The sequence below is a fragment of the Paenibacillus planticolens genome, from assembly GCF_013141725.1.
GTDB classification, from domain to species: domain Bacteria; phylum Bacillota; class Bacilli; order Paenibacillales; family NBRC-103111; genus Paenibacillus_E; species Paenibacillus_E planticolens.
Window position 1 is genome coordinate 22702 of record NZ_WHNZ01000086.1, and the last position, 23331, is coordinate 46032.

The following is a 23331-nucleotide window of genomic DNA, read 5'->3' on the forward strand; positions in this document are numbered from 1 at the left end:
ATGACCAACACACAATGGGTATCTGCAAGCCAGTCTGATATTGAAGCAAAAGTGGAGCAGCGGGTGCTTGGCCAGTTGATTGAAGCTGTTCTTTATGAAGAAATAGCCGTGCCTTTAAGCGGAATACCGGTTTCCGGATTTGACGGTGAGCTTGTTTTGCAGGGACAGACGGCTGCAGGTGAGCCGGTTAAGTATCGTTTTAAGGCGAAGCGGAAATTTACCTTTGACCGCATACGTATAGCCAGAGAGAAGATCGAGCGGCAGAAAGGGAATGGAGAATGGGAGGCTGCGCAGGTATCCCCGTTCGTAGAAGAAGTTCTCGGTCAGGTTCAGCCGGATCAAGAGCGGCTGGTGATGCTGCAAGATGAGCTGCGGAATACCTTCGCGAAAGACGTGCAGGCTCAGACTTACAGAGCCTCCGTGCCTGAATCGGGGCAGCAGCGGAGCTATGATGAGTTGGAAAGCTTGCTGGACGGACATCCGTATCACCCGTGCTATAAATCGCGAATCGGCTTTAGCGCGGAGGAGAACGCACAATACGGTCCGGAGTTTAGAGGAGACCTGCAGCCTGTATGGCTGGCGGTTTCCAAGGCTGAAAGTCAGCTGTCCCTTCTGGAGGGGGAAGATTACCCGGCCATCCTCCGGTATGAGCTTGGGAGCGAAACCTATCGGCAGTTCGAGTCTGTTTTGACGGACAAAGGGCTGATTGTGGAGGACTACTTGTTCATGCCTGTTCATCCGTGGCAGTGGGAGCATGTGATTGCATCGGCTTTTGAGCAGCAGTTAGCGGAATCTAAGATTGTAAGGCTTGGTCATGGGGCGGATGTGTATCATGCGCAGCAATCCATTCGCAGTTGGGCAAATCAATCGAACAAAGAGAAAGCTTATTTGAAAATGGCGCTGAATATCACGAATACGTCGACGAGACGCATGCTCGCGAAGCATACCGTTCTGAACGCACCGCTTGTCTCACGTTGGCTGCTGTCGCTGACGGAGAACGATGCAGTAGCGCAGAAGCTTGGTTTGGTTTTTCTGGCGGAGTTCGCAGGGATCACTTATCAGTATGAGAAGCTTCCGGAAAACTTGCAGCCGCAGGCGTACGGGAACTTAGGGGTTGTGTGGAGACAAAGCGTACACTGCTTTTTGAAAGAGGGCGAAGGCGCCATTCCGTTAAGCTCGGTTACGTATATAGACGGCAAGCAGCCATTCATTGAACCTTGGGTGCAAAAATACGGCATCAAAGCATGGACGCGCCAACTGCTGGATGTGGCCATCACTCCACTTATCCACATGCTATATGCGCACGGATTGGCGATGGAGTCGCATGCACAAAATATCGTCCTCCTTCATAAGGACGGCCTGCCCGCCCGGCTGGCATTGAAAGATTTCCATGATGGCCTGCGGTTCTCCAAAGCGCAGCTGCCGCAGCCTGAGGCTTGCCCGGATCTGAACCTGGAGCCTGCGGCGCATCGGGCGATCAACCGCCATTCCTATATGCAAACCGACGATTTGGATGCGGTAAAAGATTTTCTGCACAGCGCCTTTTTCTTTGTGTGCTTAGGCGATATCGGCCTATTTTTGCTTGAACGGTATGGGCTTGCAGAGTCGGAATTTTGGCAAATGGTCGCTGATGTGATTCATCAGTATCAGCAGGAGCACCCCGAGCATGGGGCTAACTTTGAAAAATATAATCTCTTCTCCGATACAATTCGGATCGAACAGTTAGCGCGGAGAAGGTTGTGGAAAGACATGGAAGTCGATCCCAAGCATGTTCCGAATCCTTTATCTCACTTTCGTTTCTCACAAGGAGGCCAAGCCTAATGCCAAACAAACTTACGAGAGATAGAGCCGAACAACGTGTCATGGAAGATTTGGTGAATGCGCTGCTGGCGGAACAGTTTCTCGACGATCATGCGTCTGTAGAACGCCTATCCAAAGGGGAATGGGACGCGATTATCACGCAGGATGCGCAGATGAAGGCGGTTCAGGAGCAGTTTGGCGCCGGAGCGGATCTGGCAACGCATGTGTATCGATGGCACCTGGAGGATGCCGTCATTGTGTTTCCCGTGCGGGCGTCCATCGCACAGCCTTATTGGTTTGAAATTTCTTATGGATTGTGCAAAGCAAGCCTCCATGCCGGCAAGGCTGCACTGCTGTCCAAACCCAGCCCTTTGGAGCTGATGGGGCATGTCGTTATGCTGTATATGAACGATCCGGTGGCGGTTGATCCGTACGGTGCGGTAAAGTTCCTGCATATGATCGAGCAAACGCTGCTGCAAACATCATTCTCGCTTGAAAATGAACAGCCGGCTGCGCACATTCTCGGGCTGCCGCAGCGTGCATCCCTTTTGGCAGCCGAACGAAAAGCAGGCTACCGCGACAGGCCGTTCCACCCGGTGTCGAAGGTGAAGCAAGGCTGGGCCTATGACGAGTGCAGCAGCTATACGGCGGAGTTCGGCCGTCGGATCAAGCTGAATTGGATGGCGGTGAAGCAAGATTATGTCGTATCCGGGCTTGAGGAAGGGAAAGAATTGTTTCCTGTCGACCTGCTGCTCTCGGATGAAGAGCGGAGCCAGATCAGCAATGAACTGAACAGACGCGGTCTGGGTGAAGGGGCTTATACGGCTATTCCTGTGCATCCGTGGCAGATGTCGGCCATTTTGCCCGAGCAGATCAAAAGGGAGCTTGAAGAAGGGATTTGCATTCCGTTGGAGACAGAGACGGGAACATTTTACGCTACGTCATCCGTCCGCTCGTTAATGCCCGAAAACGAGAGCCCTTACCATGTCAAACTGCCGTTAGGCATTTACTCGTTAGGCGGGCTGCGCTATTTGTCGGCGATCAAGCTGATGAACGGTCAGCAGGCGGAATGGTTGATGAGGCAAGCTGTGGAGCGGGATGCGGTGCTGAAGACGAAGCTGTTTCTATGCGATGAAACGAAATGGTGGGCGTATTTACCGGAGGATCGCGATTTGTTTGCCGACTATCCCCGGCATCTGTCAGCGCTGGTTCGGGAATATCCCGCCGAACTCGTGCAGGATGCCGACATTCGGCTGCTGCCGATGTCTGCGTTATCGGTTTACGCTTCAGCGGAAAACGGCCATGTTCTCGATGAGTGGCTAAAGCTGATGGGATCGGATCGAAGCGAACCAGCCGCAGTAGTGCGGTTATTTCATGAAGTTCTGGTGTCCTACTTCGAGATCTGTTTCCGCTTATTCCGACTCGGCATGATGCCGGAAGTGCACGGTCAAAACTGCGTGTTGGTTTGGAAACATGGCAAAATCGAAGGGCTGCTGCTCCGCGATCACGATGCGCTGCGTGTGCATGTGCCGTGGTTAAAAGCAAACGGTCTGGAGGACCCTGCTTATACGCTGCGCGCTGGCTACCCGAATTCTCTGTATCACGAACATCCGCAGAAGCTGTTGAGCTTTTTCCAGATGCTCGGCATTCAAGTAAACATTTACGCGATTCTGCGCAGCGTTTCCCAGTATTACGGATTGAGCGAGGAATCCTTGTGGGAAGAGCTGCAAACTTGCTTGGAGGAAGCCATACAGAAAGCAGAATTGCCGGATGAGGTTGCAAACGTCTTGCAGGAGGCTCTGTTCGTTAAAGCCGTATGGCCGTGGAAGCAGGTTGTGCGTCCGCTTCTTAAGAAGCAGACGATGCGCGTACCGGGCAGCATGCCTTATGGGCAAGGTGAAGTGGCGAATCCATTTCACATATTAAATGATTTTAAGAATAGGAGAGATCGCTTATGTTTCGTATTCAACCAAGAGTACAAGGTGTAACGCCTGAGCTGCTGGAGCTGTACCGGGAGATAAGTCCCTCCACCATCGGCCACTTGACGGATTTCGGGTTCCTGCACGGCGCACAGCCGCTATTCCGGCCGATTAGGCTGCTGGGAAATGCCGTTACGGTGCGCACTCCCCATATTGACTCTAGCGCGATTACAAAGGCGATGGAGCTGGTGCAGCCCGGGGATGTGCTCGTCATTGACATGTCCGGCGACGAGCAGCGGGCCTGCTGGGGGGAATTCAGAACCTATGCGGCGATAGCCCAGAAGGTTGCCGGTGTGATTGTTTCCGGCTGCGCTGCGGACGTTCGGGCGATTACAGGGCACGGCTTTCCCGTCTATTCCAAGGGAATCAGCGCGCTTACTACGCGGACGCTGAAGCTTGAAGGCGAGGTTAACACGCCGGTTAGCGTATTTGGGGTCAGCGTCCAGCCCGGTGATTTAATCGTGGGGGACGACGACGGTGTTTTCGTTATTAGTCCGGGTGAAGCGGCAGAAATCGGTATCAAAGCTTTGGAAAAGCAGCGGAAAGAAGAGCAGAGAAGACAAGATTACGGTTATGTGCTGTCGTCGCATGTACTGCCGTCACAGATAAATTAAGTACCCGAGGTGATTCAAGTGAAAAAGCCAAAGAAACAGCTGCATTTGAACCTATTTATTTTGAGCACGGGCCATCATGAAGCCTCATGGCGGCATCCGGACGCACAGCCGCAGCTTGCGACAAGTCTGAGCTATTACCAACAGCTGGCCCAAACGGCCGAACGCGGCAAAATGGACGCTATTTTTTTGGCGGAAAAATATCGGTTAACCCCATTAATTAAATATCGGGTCATTCCCCAACTGGAAGCTTTTACGCTGTTGTCCGCCATTGCGGCTGTGACCGAACGCATCGGTCTGACGGCTACGGCATCAACCACATATAACGAGCCGTACCACATAGCGAGAAAATTCGCTTCGCTGGATCACATTAGCGGCGGCCGTGCGGGATGGAACATTGTGACTTCCACGGGGGATGCGACGGCGCAAAATTTTGGCCGGGAGCACCATTTGGACCATACTGTCCGCTATGCGCGAGGGAAGGAGTTTGTGGAGGTTGTTAAGCGCTTGTGGGCAGGATGGTCCGAAAGCTCGCTGCTCATCGATAAGCAGTCAGGCCTTTATGCCGATATCGGCCAGATCCAGGGAGCAGAATTTAACGGTGAGTTCTTCTCTGTCAAAGGGGCCTTGAATATCCCTCGTTCGCCGCAGACGCATCCCGTCTTAGTGCAGGCCGGATCATCCGAGGATGGCAAGCAGTTCGCTGCAGAGCTGGCGGAAGTCATATTTACGGCACAAAACACAATGGAGGACGCCGCTCTGTTTTATGCCGATGTAAAAAGCAGACTGCGAACGTTCGGCCGTTCCGAGGAGCAATTGAAGATTTTGCCGGGCTTTATCCCATTCGTGGGCGATACCGAGGCGGAAGCCAAGGATAAAGAGAGGGAGCTTAATGAGCTGGCGGTTTCGGAGTATGGCATTAAGAGCCTCTCGGATTTGCTCCGAGTCAATATGTTCAACTACCCGCTTGACGGACCCGTACCGCTGGATGATCTTCCTTCCGTTGACGAAATTCAAGGGCAAAAAGCGCGTTTCCAGCTGTACGTTGACTTGGCGCGCCGGGAAAACCTGACGATCAGAGAGCTGATTATTCGGACTGCAGGCGGCAGAGGTCATTTCACATTTGCCGGCACTGCCGTGCAGATGGCGGACGAGATGCAGCGCTGGCTGGAGAACGGGGCGGCTGACGGCTTTAATTTGATGCCTGCGCTGTTGCCGTGTGGCTTGGATGATTTTGTGAATAAAGTTGTTCCCGAGCTTCAGAATAGGGGCATTTATCGGACGGAATACACGGGGGCGACATTGCGAGAGCATTTGGGATTAACGCTTGATGACACGTTTGCGGTACGCAGTTAGACGGTTTTGAGCGTATGGTTGTCAGAATCGTACAAAAAAGCTGTCGCAAATGTCCATTTTCATCGCGAAGCACTTCCGTATAATAAGAATGAGAATCAATATCATTAACTGAATATAAATTTAGGGGGATTAACAGAAATGGTACGGCAAAAAAAAGCAACACTGCTGCTCGCTGCAATACTGACGATGGCAGCCATCTTCACCGGATGTCAGCCTAAGCAGGAAGCGGCTCCGGCAGCAGCGTCAACGCAAGCGCCGGCACAGGCGACTGCGGACGCGAATAGCGTGAGAGTTATCAAGCATGCAATGGGCACGACTGAAATCAAAGGGACGCCTAAGAAAGTTGTTACTTTGTTTCAAGGGGCGACGGATGCCGCTCTGGCTTTAGGCGTGAAGCCGGTAGGAGCGGTTGAGGCTTGGATCGAGCAGCCTTGGTACAACTATATAAAGGACAAAATGAATGGCGTTACGAACCTTGGATCGGAAAACCAGCCGAACTTGGAGAAACTGGTTGCTCTTCAGCCGGATTTGATTATCGGGAGCAAGTTCCGTGATGAGAAAATCTATGCTCAATTGTCGGCTATCGCACCTACAGTCATGACGGAAGATATATATTTCTGGAAGGATTCTTTGAAGGTGACAGCAGAAGCAACGAATATGAAAGATGCTGAGAGCAAATTTTTGGCGGATTGGAACAAGAAGGTAACGGATTTCAAAGCGAAAATGGGGGATAAATCGAAACTGGAAGTGGGTATCGTTGACTTCCGTGTGGATCATGCCCGCATTGTGTACACAGGGTTCTCGGCATCTGTTCTAGAGGAGCTCGGTATCACGCGTCCAGCCAACCAGAGGGGCAAAGATTGGGGAATTCAGCTTCAATCCAAAGAAAATATTACGCAGATGGATGCTGATATTATTTTTGACCAGACGGCGAATCGAACAGACGGCCGCTTGGAATTGAGGAAAGCGTGGAGCGACTCTCCGTTGTGGAAAAACTTGAGAGCCGTGAAAGCCGGTAAAGTCTTCGAGGTTAATGCGGCGACATGGAATAACGGTTCCGGTCCGCTTGCGGCAGTCCTAATGATCGATGATTTGTATGGCTTCTACGGTTTAACGAAATAGTTGTAAGTTCAAGGCTGTTGACCTTCTATGTCAACGGCCTTCCCTTAATTTTAAAGCAAGTAGATCAAAGGAGGATCCCTGTGAGACCATTATTGCACCAGACACCCTATAAAGCGCTGGGTTTGGTGTTTGGCATCGTTATTTTGCTAGTCTCGTTTGCATTAAGTGTTGTGCTTGGTTCGTCGCATACGAGCTTGGCTTCGGTTATCCAGTCGCTGACTCATTATGATGTCAATTCGAACGAGCAAGTGATTATCCGAACGACCCGGCTTCCGCGAGCGTTGTTTGCTGCGCTGGTAGGAGGCAACTTAGCCGTAGCAGGGGCGCTTATGCAGGCGCTGACACGGAATCCGCTAGCTTCTCCGAGCATTTTTGGCATTAATGCGGGCGCTATTTCTTGTGTCGTCATCGCGATTACGTTTCTCCCTCTTACGTCTATCACCCAATTGATATGGGTGGCCTTTGCGGGGGCAGGCATTGCTGCGTTTGCCGTCTATTTCCTCGGTTCCTTGGGAAGAGAGGGATTGACGCCTGTTAAAATTGTTCTGGCCGGTTCTGCTATGACGGCACTGTTCAGTTCGTTCACGCAAGGCATGCTCGTCGTTCGCGAGGCCACCTTGCAGAATGTGATGTTCTGGCTGGCCGGATCGGTCGCGGGCAAAAACGTGGATACGTTGATCCCCGTGCTGCCCTACATGCTCGCTGCCGGGGTCGCAGCCCTGGTGCTGGCGCATCCCGTGAACATTCTTTCTTCTGGCGATGATGTCGCCAGAGGCTTGGGACAGAAGCTTGGGTTGGTGAAAGTTTCCGTTGCGATCACAGTGATTCTTCTAGCGGGAAGCTCCGTAGCCGTAGCTGGGTCGATCGGGTTCGTCGGTCTCGTCATTCCGCATATCACGCGATCTATTGTCGGCATCGATTATCGTTGGGTGATTCCTTATTGCGCTGTATTGGGGGCTGTTTTGCTGCTATTGGCCGATCTTGCAGCCCGGTTCGTCATCATGCCCGGCGAGCTGCCGATCGGTATTATGACCGCTATGATCGGTGTGCCTTTTTTCATCTATACGGCGAGAAAAGGGCTGGGCTCGAATGGAGGGAAGCCATGAGGCGGTTAATCGCATTTCGAAGCAAGGCCGACCGTTATTCTTTTCTTATTCATGGGAGGACGCTTCTCGTTATTTCCGGTTTGACGCTGCTTACCGTCCTAATATTTTTTGTCAGCACGGGGCTTGGCACCAATTTCACTTCACCACAGGATGTGTTGAAAACGATCTTTGGACAAGGTACCCCGCAGCAAGAGCTGGTGATCGGAACGCTAAGGCTCCCTCGGATTATTGTGGCAATCCTCGTGGGAGCTTCGCTAGGTGTTGCAGGATCGATTCTTCAAGGGATGATCCGCAATCCGCTAGCCTCGCCTGATATTATTGGCGTTACCGGAGGAGGGACCTTGGCGGCCGTTACGTTCATTACTTATTTTGCGGGCACTGTCAGCATTCATTGGATGCCGCTGGCTGCTTTCGTGGGGGCTGCCCTGGTGTCCCTTATCATTTATTTATTGGCATGGCATAAAGGGGTTACGCCAACGAGACTTGTCCTGATCGGGATCGGGATTTCGGCGGCGACCAGTTCATTAACCATGTTAATGATTGTGCTCAGCCCTATGAATTCCGCGAGCAAAGCCTATACATGGTTGACCGGGAGCGTCTACGGCGCTTCTTGGGACAACGTGTATACGTTGCTGCCTTGGGTCGTTGTGTTTATTCCGCTGGCGATTTATTTCGCCAGACAAATTAACGTGCAGGAGCTGGGGGATGATCTGGCCACAGGGTTGGGAGCCAAAGTTCAGCTTCACCGCCTCATGCTGCTGTTCATTAGCGTGGCGCTGGCCGGTTCTGCGGTGGCTGTTGCGGGAGCGGTTGGCTTCGTCGGATTAATTTCCCCGCATATCGCCAGAAAGTTGGTCCCTCCCGCTTATGGGGGACTCATTCCGGTGTCGGCGCTGATCGGCAGCCTCTTGGTCTTGATTTCCGATACGGTGGCGAGGACGGCTTTTCCTCCGCTGGACATCCCGGCGGGAGTGTTTACGGCAGGGGTTGGTGCTCCGTTTTTTATTTTTTTGCTATATCGGAATCGGAATCGATGACGGGGAGAGGCGAAGGGGGTGAAGTGGTCCCTCTTAGCTCATGAATTAACGGGATTTTCTCCCGGTAATTTGTTTGTTTTCGGACACGCTGGGTATTTAAGAGGAAAAACTCCCGTTAATTTGATCTAGAAGTTGCATTTTTTGCCAAACCTGCTTGTTTAACGGGAGAAATTCCCGTTAAATGCTGGGTGGCTACAAATGCGTGGATTTTAACGGTAGTTTTTACCGTTTTTCGGATGCCACTGTGTTTAGGGACATAGCTTTACTTGGCGATACATGAAAGGTAGGGAATGCGGACGGCGTGAGAGGTCCGAAAAGGCTGTCTCGCGGGCGCTGAGCGGTGAGATAGGGCCGAAAGTCGGCGCGAGAGAGTGAAAAAGGCCGTCTCAGACGCGGAGAAGGCATGGAACGGCAGTGAGAGGTCCGAAAAGGCTGTCTCGCGGGCGATGAGCGGTGGAATAGGGCCGAAAGTGGGTGCGAGAGATCGAAAAAGGCCGTCTCAGAGGAGGAGAAGGCGTGGAACAGCAGTAAGAGGTCCGAAAAGGCTGTCTCGCGGGCGATGAACGGTGAGATAGGGCCGAAAGTCGGCGCGAGAGAGTGAAAAAGGCCGTCTCAGACGCGGAGAAGGCGTGGAACAGTCGTGAGAGATCGAAAAAGGCCGTCTCGCGGGCGATGAGCGGTGGAATAGGGCCGAAAGTCGTGTCGAGAGATCGAAAAAGGCCGTCTCAGACGCGGAGAAGGCGTGGAACGGCCATGAGAGGTCCGAAAAGGCCGTCTCATGGGCGAAGAGTGTTGAGAGAGCGAAAACGCGTTTTTCCACGCTATCACAAAGCAGAGCAAAAAGGGGATGGCTGGTGCCCCCCCGTTAGCACGCAGGAGGCTGCACTTGATGGTCGATCCGGCTGCAATCGATATACATCGGGTAAACGACTTCTCTATTCTGAACGGACAATAGCTCCTCTGAGGCTCCAAAATCCTCAAGTCCCTCAAACACCTCAATGACCTTCACGGATCTTTCACTGTTTTCATTCCCATGTTGACTCTGATAGGAGAGCATCATCGACTTGTTCTTTATGAGCACATCTACAAACATGCACAACATGATACCTATAACGAACACACCCAATGCTATGAATCCCAAATCTCGCATCATTGTTGTCCTCCTATGAATCATTTTTCATAGGTTAACGTACTTCGGCTAAAATGTCGCTCGAATGCCGTTGTCGTATTCTGGGTATTTTTCAACAAATAAGGCAGCCTCAAAAGGTCTATGTGCTTTCGGACCTGGAGGGCTGCCTCGTTTTATTATTTTACAGCCTGAGGGCTGGAGTTTTCGCCGCCGGAGACATTGGAAATCGTTGCATTCGCATCCAACTTGGTTTCTTCCCGAAGCAGATAGCCGAAAAACAGGATGTAGTAGGACACGATGATGAAGAAGACACCCGCGGTTACCGGATCTTTGGTGAATTGTGATGGATCGGCCGGATTCATGCTGGCGGGGTTGGCGGAAAGTCCGATGAAAGCCAACCGATAGGCGATACGGCTAATAAACAGCACGAGCACAGCGATTTCGATCCACAGGTGAGTGCGGTAGTACCAGCCGTCCGCCCGATGCTCAAACCGGGTATGGCGAATCGCGGTGAGCCCGAGTCCCGTTCCGGCGGCCAAGCCGATGATATAGCCAATGAAATGAATCGGATGGATGAAGCCCAGCAGGAAAATGAATATACCCAAAATACTGAACAGCGTGAGCCGGAACCTGAGCCGGCCTTTGGACAGCTTTTGAAAGCCGATGGTGCGTTTGGTTCGACGGTAAATAAAAAAGCCAATGAGAACAATCGGGATGGCGTAATGCATCCAATCTTGCATAGGTATTCCTCCATTTCGTTTGCAGCATTTTACTTATTGTAGCAAATTTAGGCAGCTTGTCATGATAAATCTTATTCCGTTTACAAAAAACTGTCATACACTTAATAGTAGTGCTATAAACTTACTATTACACAGAAAATGCGCCGCAAGGAGTTGACATGCAAATGGCTCTAATCACTCACGTTAATGTATGTAATGCAGACAATGAAATTTACTGTTGTCTTCGGAATAAAGTTGTAAAGCTGGATGCCCAGCAGAAGAAACATTTCTGTCAAGGCTGTAAAATGTTTGCCGGCGATGCAGACGCCTATGGGCGCGGCGTAACTTGTGCATGGGAAGATCTGAGAGTCGTCAGCAATCCCCATATCGTCAAAGACCCGCTTGAAGAATTTTCCCAAAACCAAATCAAAGAAGTGCCGACTGAGGGGCCGGCCCTGTTTCTATATACAACAGAATGGTAAAACATATCCTATTTGATTTCGATGGGACACTTGTCGATTCCAGAGCTTTGCTTGTGAAGTTGTACAATGAAATGGCGGGACAGCATCAGTTTCGCAAAATTCGCGAACAGGACCTTGCGCTTCTCAGAACGCTTTCCATTGCGGAGCGGGTCGATCACTTGGGCGTGCCGGCCCTGCAGATTCCTAAGCTCATCATCGCCGGAAGGCAGCTTTATCAGGATAATATTCGTGCGCTTCATGTCGTGCCGGGAATGAAAGAGGTCATAGCCAAGCTCTCCTCCCAGGGGGTGAAAAGTTCTATTCTCTCTTCCAATTCGGAAGCGAACATTCGACTGTTTTTGAAAAAAAACAAGATGGATGGCTTCTTTAAGGAAATTATTTCCGCCAAGCTGCTTTTCGGCAAGCATCATGCCATTCGCAAAGTGATAAAGCAGTGGGGGACAACGGCTGCGCGGATGATTTATGTCGGAGATGAACTAAGAGATATTGAGGCCTGCAAGAAATTAGGCGTGCCGATTGTGGCGGTCACATGGGGGTATGACGACCCGCGTCTGCTGCTTAGAGGACAGCCCGATTATTTTGCAAATTCCCCAGGGGAACTGTTGAAGACTCTTCAGGGGTTAGTATGACTGCGTAAGCTGCCTAAGCACCATAGAGGCGGCTATTTGCGCTTCCGGCTGAGGAGAGCGGGCATGCCTGAAGGCGCAAAATTCGCAGTACCGGCCATGCATCATGTAAAATGGCAAAGAGAGGATATTTTTGATGAAGGGGAAGTGTCATGTTATTTTATTTCATCTTAATTTTGGTTACCGCCGTTGATCAAATATCGAAGGTCTGGATTCGTTCCATGTTGAAAGTGGGGGAATCCATGCCGTTCTATAAGGACATCATTTCGTTTACATATTATCAAAATACGGGAGCGGCAGGCAGTTCGCTGCAGGGATGGGGCCGTTATCTCGGTATTTTGGCCATCGTTATTGTCGCTGTCATTCTCTACTTCCGGAAAACGGGGCGCATCCAAGGCTACCTCATGCAGTCTGGAGCTGCTTTTTTTGCGGGCGGGGCAATAGGAAATGGGATTGAGCGCCTGCTATTCGGGAAAGTAACGGATTTTATCGTTTTCCGTTCGGGGAATGGCATCATGAATGTGGCGGACTTGGCGATTAATTTGGGCGTAGTCTGTTTTGCCTTGGAAATGTTATTCTCATTTCTTCGGAAAAGGTATGGCAAAGAAAAAAGCCTCTCGTAAATATAGGTCTAATATACTATAATTATAGATCTAAAGAACTATAATTATCCTTTTATACGAGAGTATGAATAGGGTTAATGTTAGACTGGAGATGGTTGTGTGAGTCCGGAGAGAAAGGCCTTGATCGATGAATTTTTTGCTATGATTCGTAAGTTGAATCGGACAGGCGCTGATATTATACATGTAAGGGATTTTTTCTGGAAATCTTCCGAAATGCGCAGCTTCGTTCCTCCGACAGTAGAATTCATGACGGTTCTCAAGACGTATAACGCCGTTTTATTTCATGAATTCCGCAAATCGCTCGTCCCCAATACAAGTATGAATATATTGGCGAATGTTCACATGGAAGCGGGAGAAGCGCTGGTTAGCTTGGGGATTACAAGCTTGGAGCAGCTGGAGTTGGCGGTAAAAGGCAAAGTTACGGTACAGGCGAATCAAGCATAAAAAAAGCTGCCCCCAAAGTCATCGTAGATGACTTTGGGGGCAGCTTTTTGCATATGGTTCGTATAAAGGTAACTACTAAGAGGCTATTCTTCCTTGCTCTGCTGCATGGCCGCACGAAGCTTGTCAGCGAGCGAGTTCCCGATCCCTGCTTGATCGGAATACTGCTCGATTAATTGACGATTCGCTTTGGCTGAGGCACGGCGGCCGCCGCCGGAAGCTTCATTGTCCACCTTCTCGACCACGTTGCAGGGACGGCATTGAAAATACTTGCCGGATTTGCCTGTGTGAATCTCCATCTTTTTATGACACTGGGGACAACGGTGATTCGTCAGCTGTCCGTCCGCTTCCCGCTTGTAGGAACATTCCCGGCTGGAGCAAACGAGATAGCGGCCTCTTTTTCCTTTTACTTCCTGAAGAAATTGTCCGCAATCCGGACATTTGCTGCCCGTTAAGTTATGCGGCTTATATGCAGCGTCGCTTTTCTTAACCTCGCTAACTAATTCCACGGTTTTTGCACGAATCCCGCTTAAAAATTGCTCCATGCTTCCTTTGCCTTTGGCAATGCGTTCGAGCTCCTGCTCCCAACGCGCAGTCAGCTCAGGGGAACGCAGCTCTTCCGAGGCGAGCTCAATAAGCTGCTTGCCCTTGCCTGTCGGAATGAGCTGGGAACCTTGACGCTCGATAGTGTCGGAAGCGACCAGCTTCTCAATAATATCCGCCCGTGTTGCCGGCGTGCCAAGGCCCCATTTCTCCATCTGCGACAGCAAAGAGGCTTCATTGTATCTGCCCGGCGGCTTGGTCTGGCGGTTCAACTGGCGGGCCTGTTTGACGGTAACGGGATCCTTCTCTTTGGCCTGCGGCAGCAGTTGAGACGCATCGTCATCCGTATCCGTTTCTTCCCGGTCAGGATCGGAGAAATCGTTAGCGCCGTAAACTTCTTTCCAGCCTGCCTGCTTCACTACTTTGCCTGATGCATACAGCTTCTCGCCGGCTATGTCGACGGTCAGCTTCGTTTCGTCGTAGCGGCAAGGGCCATAGAACAAGGCCAGGAATCTGCGCACGATCAGATCGTAGAGCCGGCGCTCGTCCGCACTTAGAGTGGCAAGCGAAACCGCTTCGCCGGTCGGTATGATCGCATGGTGGTCGGATACTTTGGCATCGTCGACAATGCGCTTGGTAATCGCTAACGGCTTGCGCAGCAGCGGAGCGGCGAGCGGAGCATAGGGACCGATCGCTGCGCCCTTGAGTCGGCCAGCCAAGGTCGGAGCCATATCCGAAGTCAGATAGCGTGAATCCGTCCGAGGATAGGTGACGATCTTGTACTGCTCGTACAATCTTTGCAGGACGTTCGATGTCTGTTTGGCCGAAAAGCCAAACTTGCGGTTGGCGTCACGCTGAAGCTCGGTCAAATCGTAAGCAAGCGGGTGGGGAATCTGCTTCTCCGTTTGTTGAATCTGAACGATGCGGCCGCTTTGGCCCTGCAGCTTCGCTTTCAGGCTGTCTGCGCGCTCGCGGTCGAAAATGCGCGTGTCTCCCGTTTTGGGGTCCCGCCATGCCGCGCGGAAAGAGCCCAAATCGGCTTCGATTAACCAGTAGTCGACGGAACGGAAATCCCGGATTTCCGCCTCACGGTTAATCATCATGGCCAGTGTCGGCGTTTGCACACGCCCAGCTGATAAGGATGCGCCGAACTTGCTGGTCAGCGCGCGGGTCACATTCAGGCCGATCAGCCAATCGGCCTCGGAACGGCAGACGGCTGCTTGATACAGCCGGTTGTAGTCTGTGCCCGGCTTTAGCTTCGAGAAGCCTTCGCGAATGGCCTGATCCGTCTGCGAGGAGATCCAAAGCCGTTTGAACGGCTTCTTCCAGCGGATCAGCTCCATAATCCAACGGGCGACGAGCTCGCCTTCCCGCCCGGCGTCCGTCGCAATGACCAGTTCGGCGAGATCGCCGCGCCGGCTCAGCTGCTCGATCCCACGGAACTGATGCGACGTTTCCTTCATGACTTTGAGCTTCATGCGCTCAGGGAGGATAGGAAGATCCTCCAGATTCCAAGTTTTGTACTTGGTGTCGTAATCATCGGGCTCAGCGAGGGTTACAAGGTGGCCTAGCGCCCAGGTAACGACATATTTGGCGCCTTCGTAATGATGTTTCTGTTTCTGATTGCAGCCGAGGACGCGGGCAATTTCTTTGGCGACGCTCGGTTTTTCAGTGAGCACAAGAGTTTTCATAGGAATAATGACCTCATTTCTTATTACAAATTAGCATAAGCGAAAGACGATTTCTTTTCAAATAGGGATGAAATATGGGTAAATAATCCTAAAGAAATTTGTCGAAAAACGATCGATTTTGCCTGCTTTTGTCCTAATTTCAAGGTATAATAAACGTACGTATGAGATAAGAAAGGAGCTGACGCCGGATGGGACGCAAATTTGCTTATTTCTCCAGTCAATCGATGAAGATGAGGTTTCAAGTGTGGATTGGCGTCGCTATTTTAGCTCTGGCCTTTTCAATTATCGCTCCTTTTTACTGGATAGAAAAGAAGAACCTGATCAATGAAGCGGAAAGTCAGCTTAAACAAATCATTGCGTTGCAAAGCTTATATATAGAAAGATGGAATCAGGAAAAGCTGGATGCGATCAAACGGTTCGCTCTTTCGGATAATGCCAAATTTCACCGGATCGGCGATTTAAAACGGGAGTTCCAGAATTATGCAGGTGTCAATTCCGAGTTTGATTCGCTTAATTTCGTGGAGAAGGACGGGACTATCCATGCGGGCAATAACTCTTTTATGTATGTAGGAGACCGGCCTTTTTTTAAATATGCGCTCGAAAAGAAAAGCTTTATTTCCGGTGTCGACATATCGAAAGAGACGGGCAAGCCGATCATCACGTTTTCAGCCCCCGTACTTGGCGATCAAAATGACTTTAAAGGCGTTGTGATGGGCGTAGTCACGTTGGACATGCTGGATCAGCTAATGCAACAGCTCCGCTTCGGTGAAACGGGAGAGGTTTACGTCTTGGATGCGAAAGGGCAAATCATAACCGCTTCAGGGGAGTCGGGTATTAGCGGCTCGGCCCTTCACACCACAATGTCATCTGAAATTATCCAAAGAGCCAAGATCGGCAGCACGTCGAGCGAGGTGTATACAGGCTTTCATGGTGAAAAAGTATTCGGACAATATCAATGGTCGACAGAGAAAAACTGGATTGTCGTCGGCGAAATCACGCAAAAGGAAGTTTTTCAGAAATTAAATCAATTGATCATCACGATCATTTTCATTTCCCTTCTCGCCTTCCTTGTCAGCATCCTTGCAGCGGTAACGATAGCTTCGCGAATTGAGAGACCGATACGTTATTTGCTTCGTGCAACCCAGCACATCCGCAAAGGAAATTACCACTACCAAATAGATCCAGGTGAAATCAGAAGCGCTCCGGTCGAGCTGAAATTGTTGGTCAACACATTTAATTTGATGTCTGAAAAGCTGAAGCAGACGATTTCTCTTCTAGAGGTTTCCGCTTTGGTTGACCAATTGACAGACATCCCTAATCGCCGGTATATGATGTCCGAAGGGTATGAGCAGCTGAAGGCGTGTATCGCAGCGGGGCATACGTGTTCTGTCCTGATGATGGATATCGACCATTTTAAAAAAGTGAATGATACGCATGGGCATTTAGTGGGAGACCGCGTTCTGCAGCATGCAGCCTCTCTGTTGAAACGGCTGGCGGACAACCAGACGATTGTGGCGCGTTACGGAGGCGAAGAGTTTATTTTATTATGCCTGTGGAAAAATGCGCAGGACAGCGCACTTATGGCTGAGGAAATCCGATCGCGGATCGAGATGGAACCATACAGGGATGACAAGGTTACGGTACAGGTAACAGTCAGTATCGGGGTTGCTGCATTTTCGCCGAAGCTGGAATACGGCACCATCGTGCTTGAAGATATGATCTCCAGAGCGGATCATGCGCTGTATCGTGCAAAAACAGCCGGACGCAATCGGGTAGAGCTGGATCGATGAGAAATCATGGGTCCGGCTTTTTTTCATTTTAAACTTATTTTTTATGTAATTTAGTGGTCAGAACCCCAAAGGATTAGTGTATAATAGTCAAGGAGTTAAAGAATTACCAACATTTGGGGGGTTAACCATGCAAAACGTATCCTTAAGACCGATGGGGATTGGAAGAATCTTAGACCGCAGCTTCCAATTGTATCGTAAACACTTCTTAGTATTAACACTTATCATGCTGATTTTATATGGTCCATTTTATCTCCTGCAGCACCTATTGACCTATCAAGAAACCGCAATGACTTCGGGGTCGATTTTGGAGCAAATTCGAAATGGCGGCTCGCTGGAGGATATGTTTGGACCAAACTCTACTTTCCTGCAAAATGACCCGGCTTCTCGTGGTGAAGGATACTTATGGAGAACACTCACTTTGGTGCTGGTATTGTTCCCGATTATGATGTTAGGCCTCATGCCGGCCTCGATCGCATCTGTCGTTCATCTTGTGAAAGCCAGTCTGTATGGGGAAGAAACGCCCGGCGTAGGGCAATTATTAAGGAAATCGTTCGCTAGATTCTGGCCGCTCGCAGGCAGTACGTTCTTATTCGGACTTATTGTAATCGGAATTTATTTGGGGATGGCTATTATAGTAGGTATTTTTGCTATTATTTTTGCTGTAGGCGGAAGCTTGTCGAATGCTGCAGGCGGCTTTGGCGGCGGTGCGTTAGCGTTTACCATCGTATTTTTTGCCGCTCTTGGTTTGGGATCGCTATTCACGTTTGCATATTTTGTTATTCGTTGGGGTTACTGTTTGCCTATAGTTGCTCTAGGGGAGGAGTCCGTTGGCATTGGCCGCAGCTGGGGATTAACGCGCAAAAGTTTCTGGCGTTTATTCGGGATGTATGTTGTGCTTACCCTAATTTTGTATCTCTTTCTGATCGTTGTTCAGCTTATCGTTGCCGCTGTTTTCGGTTTAGGGCTTGGAGCGCAGCTGCTGCAAAGCTTGATTTCTATCCTGGTTATGTCGCTTTGGTTTCTGCCGTATGCGGTGAGCTTCTTCGATTTGAAGGTGCGGAATGAAGGATTGGGCCTTCAATCTTTAATCGATAGCACGATTCCTGAGGCAGCGAACGAACACATACAAATTCCTATTGATCTGGATAAAAAGAATGATTAATGCTTCTATTTCTTCTTTGCAGGACGATAAAGAGCAATTGCTGGAGATATTGAAACAAAGTGAATATACGGCTTATGAAGCGAAAAAAAACGGATCGCTCTGGTCATGGCTGGAGCCTGTATTTCGCAAGATCAAGAGCTGGTTTCCTCATTTTGAGGTGTCTGACACGGTTACGGATTGGCTGACTGTAGGGGTCGCTATTCTGCTGCTGGGTATTGCCGCTTTTGCGATCTATTGGTTCGTGAAACAAATCCTCTGGCAAAAGAGGGTTCGTTCCCAAGCTTACTTGCCGCAAGGCCAAGTAAGCCGATCTTATCGCTATTATTGGCAGCAGGCAGCGGATCTTAGGGGAGTGGGCGACTGGCGGGAGGGAGTGCGTTCCGTCTTTCTGTCCCTTCTGTTTTACATGGAAGATGCGCGATTGATACGTGTGGAAAAATGGAAAACGAACTGGGAATATGCGGAGGAGCTGAAAAGCGCAGCTTCTTCGTTTGTTCCTTTGTTTGAGGAGAGTTCGCTGCTTTTCGAACGAATCTGGTACGGGAAGGAAGCTGTGACCGAACAGCAGTTTATTTGGCTGTATGAACAGGTTGCCCGGGTTATCGGCAGGAAGGGGGAAGAAGGCGATGACGAAAGGGCCGAATAAGCTGTATGCAGGACTAGCTCTCAGCATCGTGCTGTTTCTCGGACTAGGCTACTGGCTGGTGAAGCCGAAGCTTCCGGACCAACCGCCCTATCTTTCCTTCTCAGCGGACGTAGACGGGACGAAAGCCTGGAAGGAGCTGCTTGGCACGAAGCAGACTGCGGTTAAGGAATGGCGGCTGGATTGGAAATACTTGCCTAGCGGTCGTTCGATGCTGTTAGTCGCCATTCAGCCGTCTGCTGTGACGAAGTCGGACCGGGAGCAATTGCTGAAATGGGTTCAAGCCGGCAATGACGCCATTTTGTTTGATCGCGATCCTGAAAGGTGGACGACTTGGGAGGTCATTCCGGTGGAGGGGAGCGCGAAGGATAACAGCCTCTCGACGATTCGGGTCCAGCCGGGCTATACGCCAGCGGAGGGGACGCTGACAGGCAGAGTGGATACTCGCTACAGAATTATGCCTGACGACGGCGGGCAGGTGCTGTTCGAGGATGACCGCGGCGTGCTCGCCAGCCGCGTACAGGAAGGGGCTGGCAGTATCACTGTGGTGCTGACCCCGGAGTGGATGCAGAATGGGACAATCGATGAAGCGTCCCATTTCGAACTGGTCTGGCCGCTGTTCGCGAAGTCCTGGGACGCCGTGTGGGTCGATGAGACCCATCACGGCTTCGGGACGAAGCCCGGACTGCTGGCCGTCTATCCCGCGTGGCTCGTGCTCGCCAGCGTGCAGCTTGGCCTTGCGCTGCTGCTGTGGATCTGGCTGCGCGGCAAGCGCTTCGGTCCCGTCCATACGCCGCGGGCGTGGACGGTCCGTCGCGGCGACGAAGGCGTGCACGCCGTCGCCGCTTGGTACGAGCGCCTCGGCTACCGGCACGAGGCGCTGGCCCAGCAGCAGCTGTTCCTGCGGCAGCTGCTGCATCAGCGCTGGGGGCTTAGCCCCAGCGCCAGTCCTTCGCAGGCCGCGGAGAGTGCGCACGGCCGGATGTCGGAAGCGCAGGCGGCGCAGCTTGCGCGCCTGCTGGAGCCGCCGCCTGCGAGCGGCGGCGTGAGCGCCAAAGCGTTCGTGCAGCGAACGCGGGAGATGGGCGAGATGATCGCCTACTTGGAGAAGGAGTGAGCGTAATGAATGAACTTATACAAGCGATGGAGCAGCGCGTGCTCGGCCAAAAGCTGAACACCAGGCTGCTCGTTACAGCCCTGTTAGCCGGGGGACATGTCCTCCTGGAAGGGGTGCCGGGCCTTGGTAAAACCAAAATGGCGCGCACGCTGGCGGAATTAGTAGGCGGCGAGTACCGCCGCATCCAATTTACGCCGGATTTGATGCCCGGAGATATTACAGGCAGTGTGATTTATCAGATGCAGGATCACTCGTTTAAGACGATTCAGGGGCCGATTTTCACTCATGTGCTTCTTGCTGATGAAATTAACCGTTCCGGTCCAAAGACGCAAGCGGCTCTGCTCGAAGCGATGGAAGAGCGGCAGGTGACGATTCAGGGGAACACGTACAAACTGCCTAACCCGTTCTTTGTCGTAGCGACCCAAAATCCCGTTGAATACGAAGGCACTTACCCGCTGCCGGAAGCGCAGCTCGACCGCTTCTTGTTTAAACTGGTGCTTGATTATCCCGGCGAAGAAGCCGAGGTCGCCATTCTTCGGGGACATGTGCCGTTTCATCAGCACCAAGAGGAGCCGCTTCAGGCTCTGCTGACTCCTGAACGGATCACAGAACTGCAGCGGAAGCTGTCGGATGTGGTGGTGGAGGATTCCTTATACACTTACATCGCAACGATCGTCCGCAAAACCCGCGAGTCCAAAAAAGTTCAGCTGGGGGCAAGTCCACGGGCCGGTATCGCGTTGCTGATGGCGAGTAAAGCATGGGCTTTGCTGGATGGTCGGACGTATGTCACGCCAGACGATATCAAGCTTGTGGCGCGGCCTGCGCTGCGGCACAGACTGCTGCTGACACCGCAAGCGGAACTGGAGGGCGGAACAAGTGACCACATCATCCAAGAAACGCTCGGTTCTATTCCGGTTCCTAGATAAAACGATCTTTCAGGACTTCATCCTGCCTACGCGAAGATTTATTGGCATCGTGCTGATTGGCGCTGTCGGCATGCTGATCGTCGCTCCTCTGGATGCGGTCCTGCCTGTCTTCTGGTGCTTCAATGCGCTGCTGCTTGTGCTGAGCACGGCGGATCTCCTTTTGCTGCCCAAGCGCGGCAGTTGGAGGTTGCGCCGCACGCTTCCGGAGCAAGCGGATTTGAGAAGCACTTTTGACGTAAATCTTGAGCTTGAGAATTCGGAGCCTTCTTCTGTTCACATAGAGCTTATGGATCATGTGCCTTACACCTTCCGTTTGGTGAGCAGCCGATTAAGCGGAGTCTTTCGCGGGACCTATGCAGCTTTCGGTTATACGACAACGGCGCTCGAAAGAGGCAAGTACGATTTTGAATACGTGTACCTGCGCTATTCGGGTGGCATGGGACTTTGGCAGAAGCAGGTGCGAATAAGTTCCTGCGATGTGATCGAGATTTATCCGGATTTGTCTCAGGTGCGCGGAGTGCTTAGCGCCGTTCAAGATACTCTAATTTTAGAAGGCCACCGTGTGTTTAAAAAGCAGCGCAGCGGCTCCGAATTTCACTATATTCGCGATTATGTGCAGGGGGATGACATCCGGCATATCAATTGGATCGCGTCGGCGCGAACGACGAAGCTGATGACGAACCATTTTCAACCGGAAAAAGGGAAGATTGTCACGCTCGTGCTGGATTGCGGCAGGCAAATGGCGATTGAGCTGGATGGGCAAGTGAAGCTGGACCGTACGCTGGAAGCTGCTTTGACGTTGGCTGCCGTAGCTCTCAAGCAGGGGGATCAAGTAGCGCTCATCGCTTACTCGAACGAAGTCAAAGTGTATGTGCCGGCGGGGAAAGGACTCTCTCATTTGCAGACATTGACGAAGGCCGTGTTTGATCTAAGCACCGATTTCGTTGAATCCGGCCCGCAGATCGCCTTCACGCATGTGCTGCGCTTTCTGAAAAAACGCTCGCTCATCGTATTGTTTTCCGATATGGAAAGCTATTTGTACAACGGGGAAATGCTGCCTTACGTGCAGCGGCTCCGCAGAAGTCACCATGTGCTGCTCCTCTCCTTGCAGGATCCGCTTCTTCATCAATGGGTGCGCATCCGCGCAGAGGACAGCCGGCAGGCTTACAGGCAGAGCGTGGCTCACAAATTTGCGACGGATCGTTACGCTTACGTAAACGAAATGGCCGGCAGAGGCATCCCCGTGATGGATGTCCCCGCCGACCAACTGACGCTGAGCGCGGTTAATGCGTATTTGGATTTGAAAGCGCGCGATCGCTTATAGCGTTAATTGCGGTTGCCCCTTGGCTCTTTTGCGGCTGCCATATACATAATATAGAGCCAGGAGCAGCAACGTAATGCCCGCGATGATGTATTTCATTTCGAGAGATAACGTAGAAGGTGTAATGTAGCCTTCAATGATTCCTGCGATGATGAATAAAGGAATCGTGCCGATCAGAAGCTGGGCGGATTCCTTGGCCGACTCCAGGAAGCGCAGCTTGCGCGGATAGGGTCCTGGCACGAAGAAGCGATAGCCCATGTACAAACCGGCTCCGCCCGCGATAAAAATAGCGGTAAGCTCAATGATGCCATGGGGCAAAATGTACGCCCAGAATACATAGCTTTTCCCGGATTGCATGAAGACAGCGGCTAAGGCTCCGACGAGCAGGCCGTTGCTGATCATGAGGTAGACGGTACCTATGCCAAGCGTCACGCCGCTGATGAAGGCGAGGACGGCGACCCGGATGTTGTTCGTCATGATGGCTGTTGAAACAAGCGGGGAATGTAAGTCGCCGCGGGGATCTGCCGTTTTGGACGGATCGATGCTATCTGCCATGGCTCCCGGCATAATAAGGGACAGATTGAGCGGATCTTTCCAGACCGATAGGAAGCCGAGTAAGCCTCCAAGCAGAAAAAGGACGAAGGCCAAACCGACGAACAAGCTTCTGGCTTGAATCAGCGAAGGGAAGTAAGTGAGGAAGAATTCCTTCAGCTGTGTGCTGCTTTTATTTCCCTCTTTATACATCGCATTGTGCGCTTGGGAGACAAGGTGATTCAAATAAACCGTTGTTTCATGCGCCGGCGAGTACGTTTGCAGCGTTGCCAAATGGGCGGATACGATTTTGTATAACTCGGTAAATCTGTTTATGTGACTGGCTTGTAGGCTGCGTTTTCTCTTGCTGAGCTGGAGCAGCAGCTCTTCGAGCTCCGTCCATTGCGATTTGTGTTCCCGGATAAAGCGCGAGATGTCCATGAAAGCCTCCTAAGCGTTCTACTTGGCAAAACGTAATCGTTGTTGTAAGCGTAAGTGTAGGCTCCCGTTTTGCGTTTAACCTGTTTATTCTATCATATTCAAGTCTTGGATTACCATAATTTTGCAATGTTAAGG

The 23331-nt window shown here is 51.4% G+C and carries 21 protein-coding genes; 17 read left to right on the forward strand and 4 right to left on the reverse strand.

From position 1 onward, the window contains the following. The 7 genes from GC097_RS32815 (at window position 1) to GC097_RS32845 (ending at window position 9011) form a co-directional block, all read left to right on the forward strand. Window positions 1–1821 carry an IucA/IucC family protein gene (locus GC097_RS32815; protein ID WP_171687466.1) on the forward strand — a complete coding sequence of 607 codons (1821 nt, stop codon included), beginning with the start codon at window positions 1–3 and terminating at the stop codon, window positions 1819–1821. Further along, the gene (locus GC097_RS32820) at window positions 1821–3788 is read left to right on the forward strand and encodes an IucA/IucC family protein (RefSeq protein ID WP_171687467.1); all 1968 of its coding nucleotides are present in this window, start codon (window positions 1821–1823) and stop codon (window positions 3786–3788) included. Before GC097_RS32815 ends, GC097_RS32820 begins: the two co-directional genes overlap by 1 nt. Next, window positions 3755–4393, forward strand: coding sequence for an RraA family protein (locus tag GC097_RS32825; RefSeq protein ID WP_171687468.1), 639 nt, complete (start codon window positions 3755–3757; stop codon window positions 4391–4393). Before GC097_RS32820 ends, GC097_RS32825 begins: the two co-directional genes overlap by 34 nt. Window positions 4394–4411: 18 nt before the next feature. Beyond that, window positions 4412–5746, forward strand: a complete 1335-nt coding sequence (locus GC097_RS32830; protein ID WP_171687469.1) for an LLM class flavin-dependent oxidoreductase — start codon at window positions 4412–4414, stop codon at window positions 5744–5746. Between the two features lie 138 nt (window positions 5747–5884). Further along, the gene (locus tag GC097_RS32835) at window positions 5885–6868 is read left to right on the forward strand and encodes an ABC transporter substrate-binding protein (protein WP_171687470.1); all 984 of its coding nucleotides are present in this window, start codon (window positions 5885–5887) and stop codon (window positions 6866–6868) included. A gap of 80 nt (window positions 6869–6948) precedes the next feature. Further along, on the forward strand, window positions 6949–7974 hold the full coding sequence (locus GC097_RS32840; protein WP_171687471.1) for a FecCD family ABC transporter permease: 1026 nt from the start codon (window positions 6949–6951) through the stop codon (window positions 7972–7974). Further along, complete coding sequence (locus GC097_RS32845) at window positions 7971–9011, forward strand: FecCD family ABC transporter permease (protein ID WP_171687472.1); 1041 nt, start codon at window positions 7971–7973, stop codon at window positions 9009–9011. Before GC097_RS32840 ends, GC097_RS32845 begins: the two co-directional genes overlap by 4 nt. 865 nt (window positions 9012–9876) lie before the next feature. On the opposite strand, the gene GC097_RS32850 is transcribed toward GC097_RS32845, so the two are convergent. Both GC097_RS32850 and GC097_RS32855 read right to left on the reverse strand, forming a co-directional pair. Next, window positions 9877–10164: a hypothetical protein gene (locus tag GC097_RS32850; protein ID WP_171687473.1), complete on the reverse strand. Its 288-nt coding sequence runs from the start codon at window positions 10162–10164 to the stop codon at window positions 9877–9879. A 152-nt stretch (window positions 10165–10316) separates the two neighbouring features. Continuing rightward, window positions 10317–10880 carry a CcdC protein domain-containing protein gene (locus GC097_RS32855; RefSeq protein ID WP_171687474.1) on the reverse strand — a complete coding sequence of 188 codons (564 nt, stop codon included), beginning with the start codon at window positions 10878–10880 and terminating at the stop codon, window positions 10317–10319. A 164-nt stretch (window positions 10881–11044) separates the two neighbouring features. On the opposite strand from GC097_RS32855, the gene GC097_RS32860 reads away from it, so the two are divergent. The 4 genes from GC097_RS32860 (at window position 11045) to GC097_RS32875 (ending at window position 13034) form a co-directional block, all read left to right on the forward strand. After that, the gene (locus tag GC097_RS32860; protein WP_171687475.1) at window positions 11045–11341 is read left to right on the forward strand and encodes a hypothetical protein; all 297 of its coding nucleotides are present in this window, start codon (window positions 11045–11047) and stop codon (window positions 11339–11341) included. Then, window positions 11335–11970: an HAD-IA family hydrolase gene (locus tag GC097_RS32865; protein ID WP_171687476.1), complete on the forward strand. Its 636-nt coding sequence runs from the start codon at window positions 11335–11337 to the stop codon at window positions 11968–11970. The genes GC097_RS32860 and GC097_RS32865 overlap by 7 nt, the downstream gene beginning before the upstream one ends. Before the next feature lie 149 nt (window positions 11971–12119). Further along, window positions 12120–12590, forward strand: coding sequence for a signal peptidase II (gene lspA / locus GC097_RS32870; protein ID WP_171687477.1), 471 nt, complete (start codon window positions 12120–12122; stop codon window positions 12588–12590). Between the two features lie 99 nt (window positions 12591–12689). After that, window positions 12690–13034, forward strand: coding sequence for a hypothetical protein (locus GC097_RS32875; protein ID WP_171687478.1), 345 nt, complete (start codon window positions 12690–12692; stop codon window positions 13032–13034). Window positions 13035–13117: 83 nt separating this feature from the next. Here GC097_RS32875 and GC097_RS32880 read toward each other — a convergent pair whose 3' ends face one another. Beyond that, on the reverse strand, window positions 13118–15265 hold the full coding sequence (locus tag GC097_RS32880; RefSeq protein WP_171687479.1) for a DNA topoisomerase III: 2148 nt from the start codon (window positions 15263–15265) through the stop codon (window positions 13118–13120). Between the two features lie 188 nt (window positions 15266–15453). On the opposite strand from GC097_RS32880, the gene GC097_RS32885 reads away from it, so the two are divergent. The 6 genes from GC097_RS32885 (at window position 15454) to GC097_RS35125 (ending at window position 22227) form a co-directional block, all read left to right on the forward strand. Beyond that, on the forward strand, window positions 15454–17055 hold the full coding sequence (locus tag GC097_RS32885; RefSeq protein WP_171687480.1) for a sensor domain-containing diguanylate cyclase: 1602 nt from the start codon (window positions 15454–15456) through the stop codon (window positions 17053–17055). 127 nt (window positions 17056–17182) lie between these two features. Further along, window positions 17183–18217, forward strand: coding sequence for a hypothetical protein (locus GC097_RS32890; RefSeq protein ID WP_171687481.1), 1035 nt, complete (start codon window positions 17183–17185; stop codon window positions 18215–18217). Beyond that, the gene (locus GC097_RS32895; RefSeq protein WP_171687482.1) at window positions 18210–18863 is read left to right on the forward strand and encodes a DUF4129 domain-containing protein; all 654 of its coding nucleotides are present in this window, start codon (window positions 18210–18212) and stop codon (window positions 18861–18863) included. The genes GC097_RS32890 and GC097_RS32895 overlap by 8 nt, the downstream gene beginning before the upstream one ends. After that, window positions 18844–19977, forward strand: a complete 1134-nt coding sequence (locus GC097_RS32900; protein WP_171687483.1) for a DUF4350 domain-containing protein — start codon at window positions 18844–18846, stop codon at window positions 19975–19977. Before GC097_RS32895 ends, GC097_RS32900 begins: the two co-directional genes overlap by 20 nt. A 5-nt stretch (window positions 19978–19982) precedes the next feature. After that, window positions 19983–20903 carry an AAA family ATPase gene (locus tag GC097_RS32905; protein ID WP_171687484.1) on the forward strand — a complete coding sequence of 307 codons (921 nt, stop codon included), beginning with the start codon at window positions 19983–19985 and terminating at the stop codon, window positions 20901–20903. Further along, entirely contained in the window at window positions 20854–22227 is a 1374-nt protein-coding gene (locus GC097_RS35125) for a DUF58 domain-containing protein (protein WP_171687485.1), read from the forward strand. Before GC097_RS32905 ends, GC097_RS35125 begins: the two co-directional genes overlap by 50 nt. Here the strand turns inward: GC097_RS35125 and GC097_RS32915 are convergent. Next, the gene (locus GC097_RS32915; protein WP_171687486.1) at window positions 22222–23196 is read right to left on the reverse strand and encodes a stage II sporulation protein M; all 975 of its coding nucleotides are present in this window, start codon (window positions 23194–23196) and stop codon (window positions 22222–22224) included. The genes GC097_RS35125 and GC097_RS32915 overlap by 6 nt on opposite strands. Window positions 23197–23331 lie beyond the last annotated feature (135 nt).

Excerpts from the sequence above, each read along its gene's own strand:
- lspA (WP_171687477.1), top strand. The coding sequence starts at position 12,120 with ATGTTATTTTATTTCATCTTAATTTTGGTTACCGCCGTTGATCAAATA.
- GC097_RS32860 (WP_171687475.1), top strand. The coding sequence starts at position 11,045 with ATGGCTCTAATCACTCACGTTAATGTATGTAATGCAGACAATGAAATT.
- GC097_RS32820 (WP_171687467.1), top strand. The coding sequence starts at position 1,821 with ATGCCAAACAAACTTACGAGAGATAGAGCCGAACAACGTGTCATGGAA.
- GC097_RS32895 (WP_171687482.1), top strand. The coding sequence starts at position 18,210 with ATGATTAATGCTTCTATTTCTTCTTTGCAGGACGATAAAGAGCAATTG.
- GC097_RS32900 (WP_171687483.1), top strand. The coding sequence starts at position 18,844 with ATGACGAAAGGGCCGAATAAGCTGTATGCAGGACTAGCTCTCAGCATC.
- GC097_RS32835 (WP_171687470.1), top strand. The coding sequence starts at position 5,885 with ATGGTACGGCAAAAAAAAGCAACACTGCTGCTCGCTGCAATACTGACG.
- GC097_RS32885 (WP_171687480.1), top strand. The coding sequence starts at position 15,454 with ATGGGACGCAAATTTGCTTATTTCTCCAGTCAATCGATGAAGATGAGG.
- GC097_RS32815 (WP_171687466.1), top strand. The coding sequence starts at position 1 with ATGACCAACACACAATGGGTATCTGCAAGCCAGTCTGATATTGAAGCA.
- GC097_RS32880 (WP_171687479.1), bottom strand. The coding sequence starts at position 15,265 with ATGAAAACTCTTGTGCTCACTGAAAAACCGAGCGTCGCCAAAGAAATT.
- GC097_RS32845 (WP_171687472.1), top strand. The coding sequence starts at position 7,971 with ATGAGGCGGTTAATCGCATTTCGAAGCAAGGCCGACCGTTATTCTTTT.
- GC097_RS32865 (WP_171687476.1), top strand. The coding sequence starts at position 11,335 with ATGGTAAAACATATCCTATTTGATTTCGATGGGACACTTGTCGATTCC.
- GC097_RS32915 (WP_171687486.1), bottom strand. The coding sequence starts at position 23,196 with ATGGACATCTCGCGCTTTATCCGGGAACACAAATCGCAATGGACGGAG.
- GC097_RS32905 (WP_171687484.1), top strand. The coding sequence starts at position 19,983 with ATGAATGAACTTATACAAGCGATGGAGCAGCGCGTGCTCGGCCAAAAG.
- GC097_RS32855 (WP_171687474.1), bottom strand. The coding sequence starts at position 10,880 with ATGCAAGATTGGATGCATTACGCCATCCCGATTGTTCTCATTGGCTTT.
- GC097_RS32850 (WP_171687473.1), bottom strand. The coding sequence starts at position 10,164 with ATGATGCGAGATTTGGGATTCATAGCATTGGGTGTGTTCGTTATAGGT.
- GC097_RS32825 (WP_171687468.1), top strand. The coding sequence starts at position 3,755 with ATGTTTCGTATTCAACCAAGAGTACAAGGTGTAACGCCTGAGCTGCTG.
- GC097_RS32890 (WP_171687481.1), top strand. The coding sequence starts at position 17,183 with ATGCAAAACGTATCCTTAAGACCGATGGGGATTGGAAGAATCTTAGAC.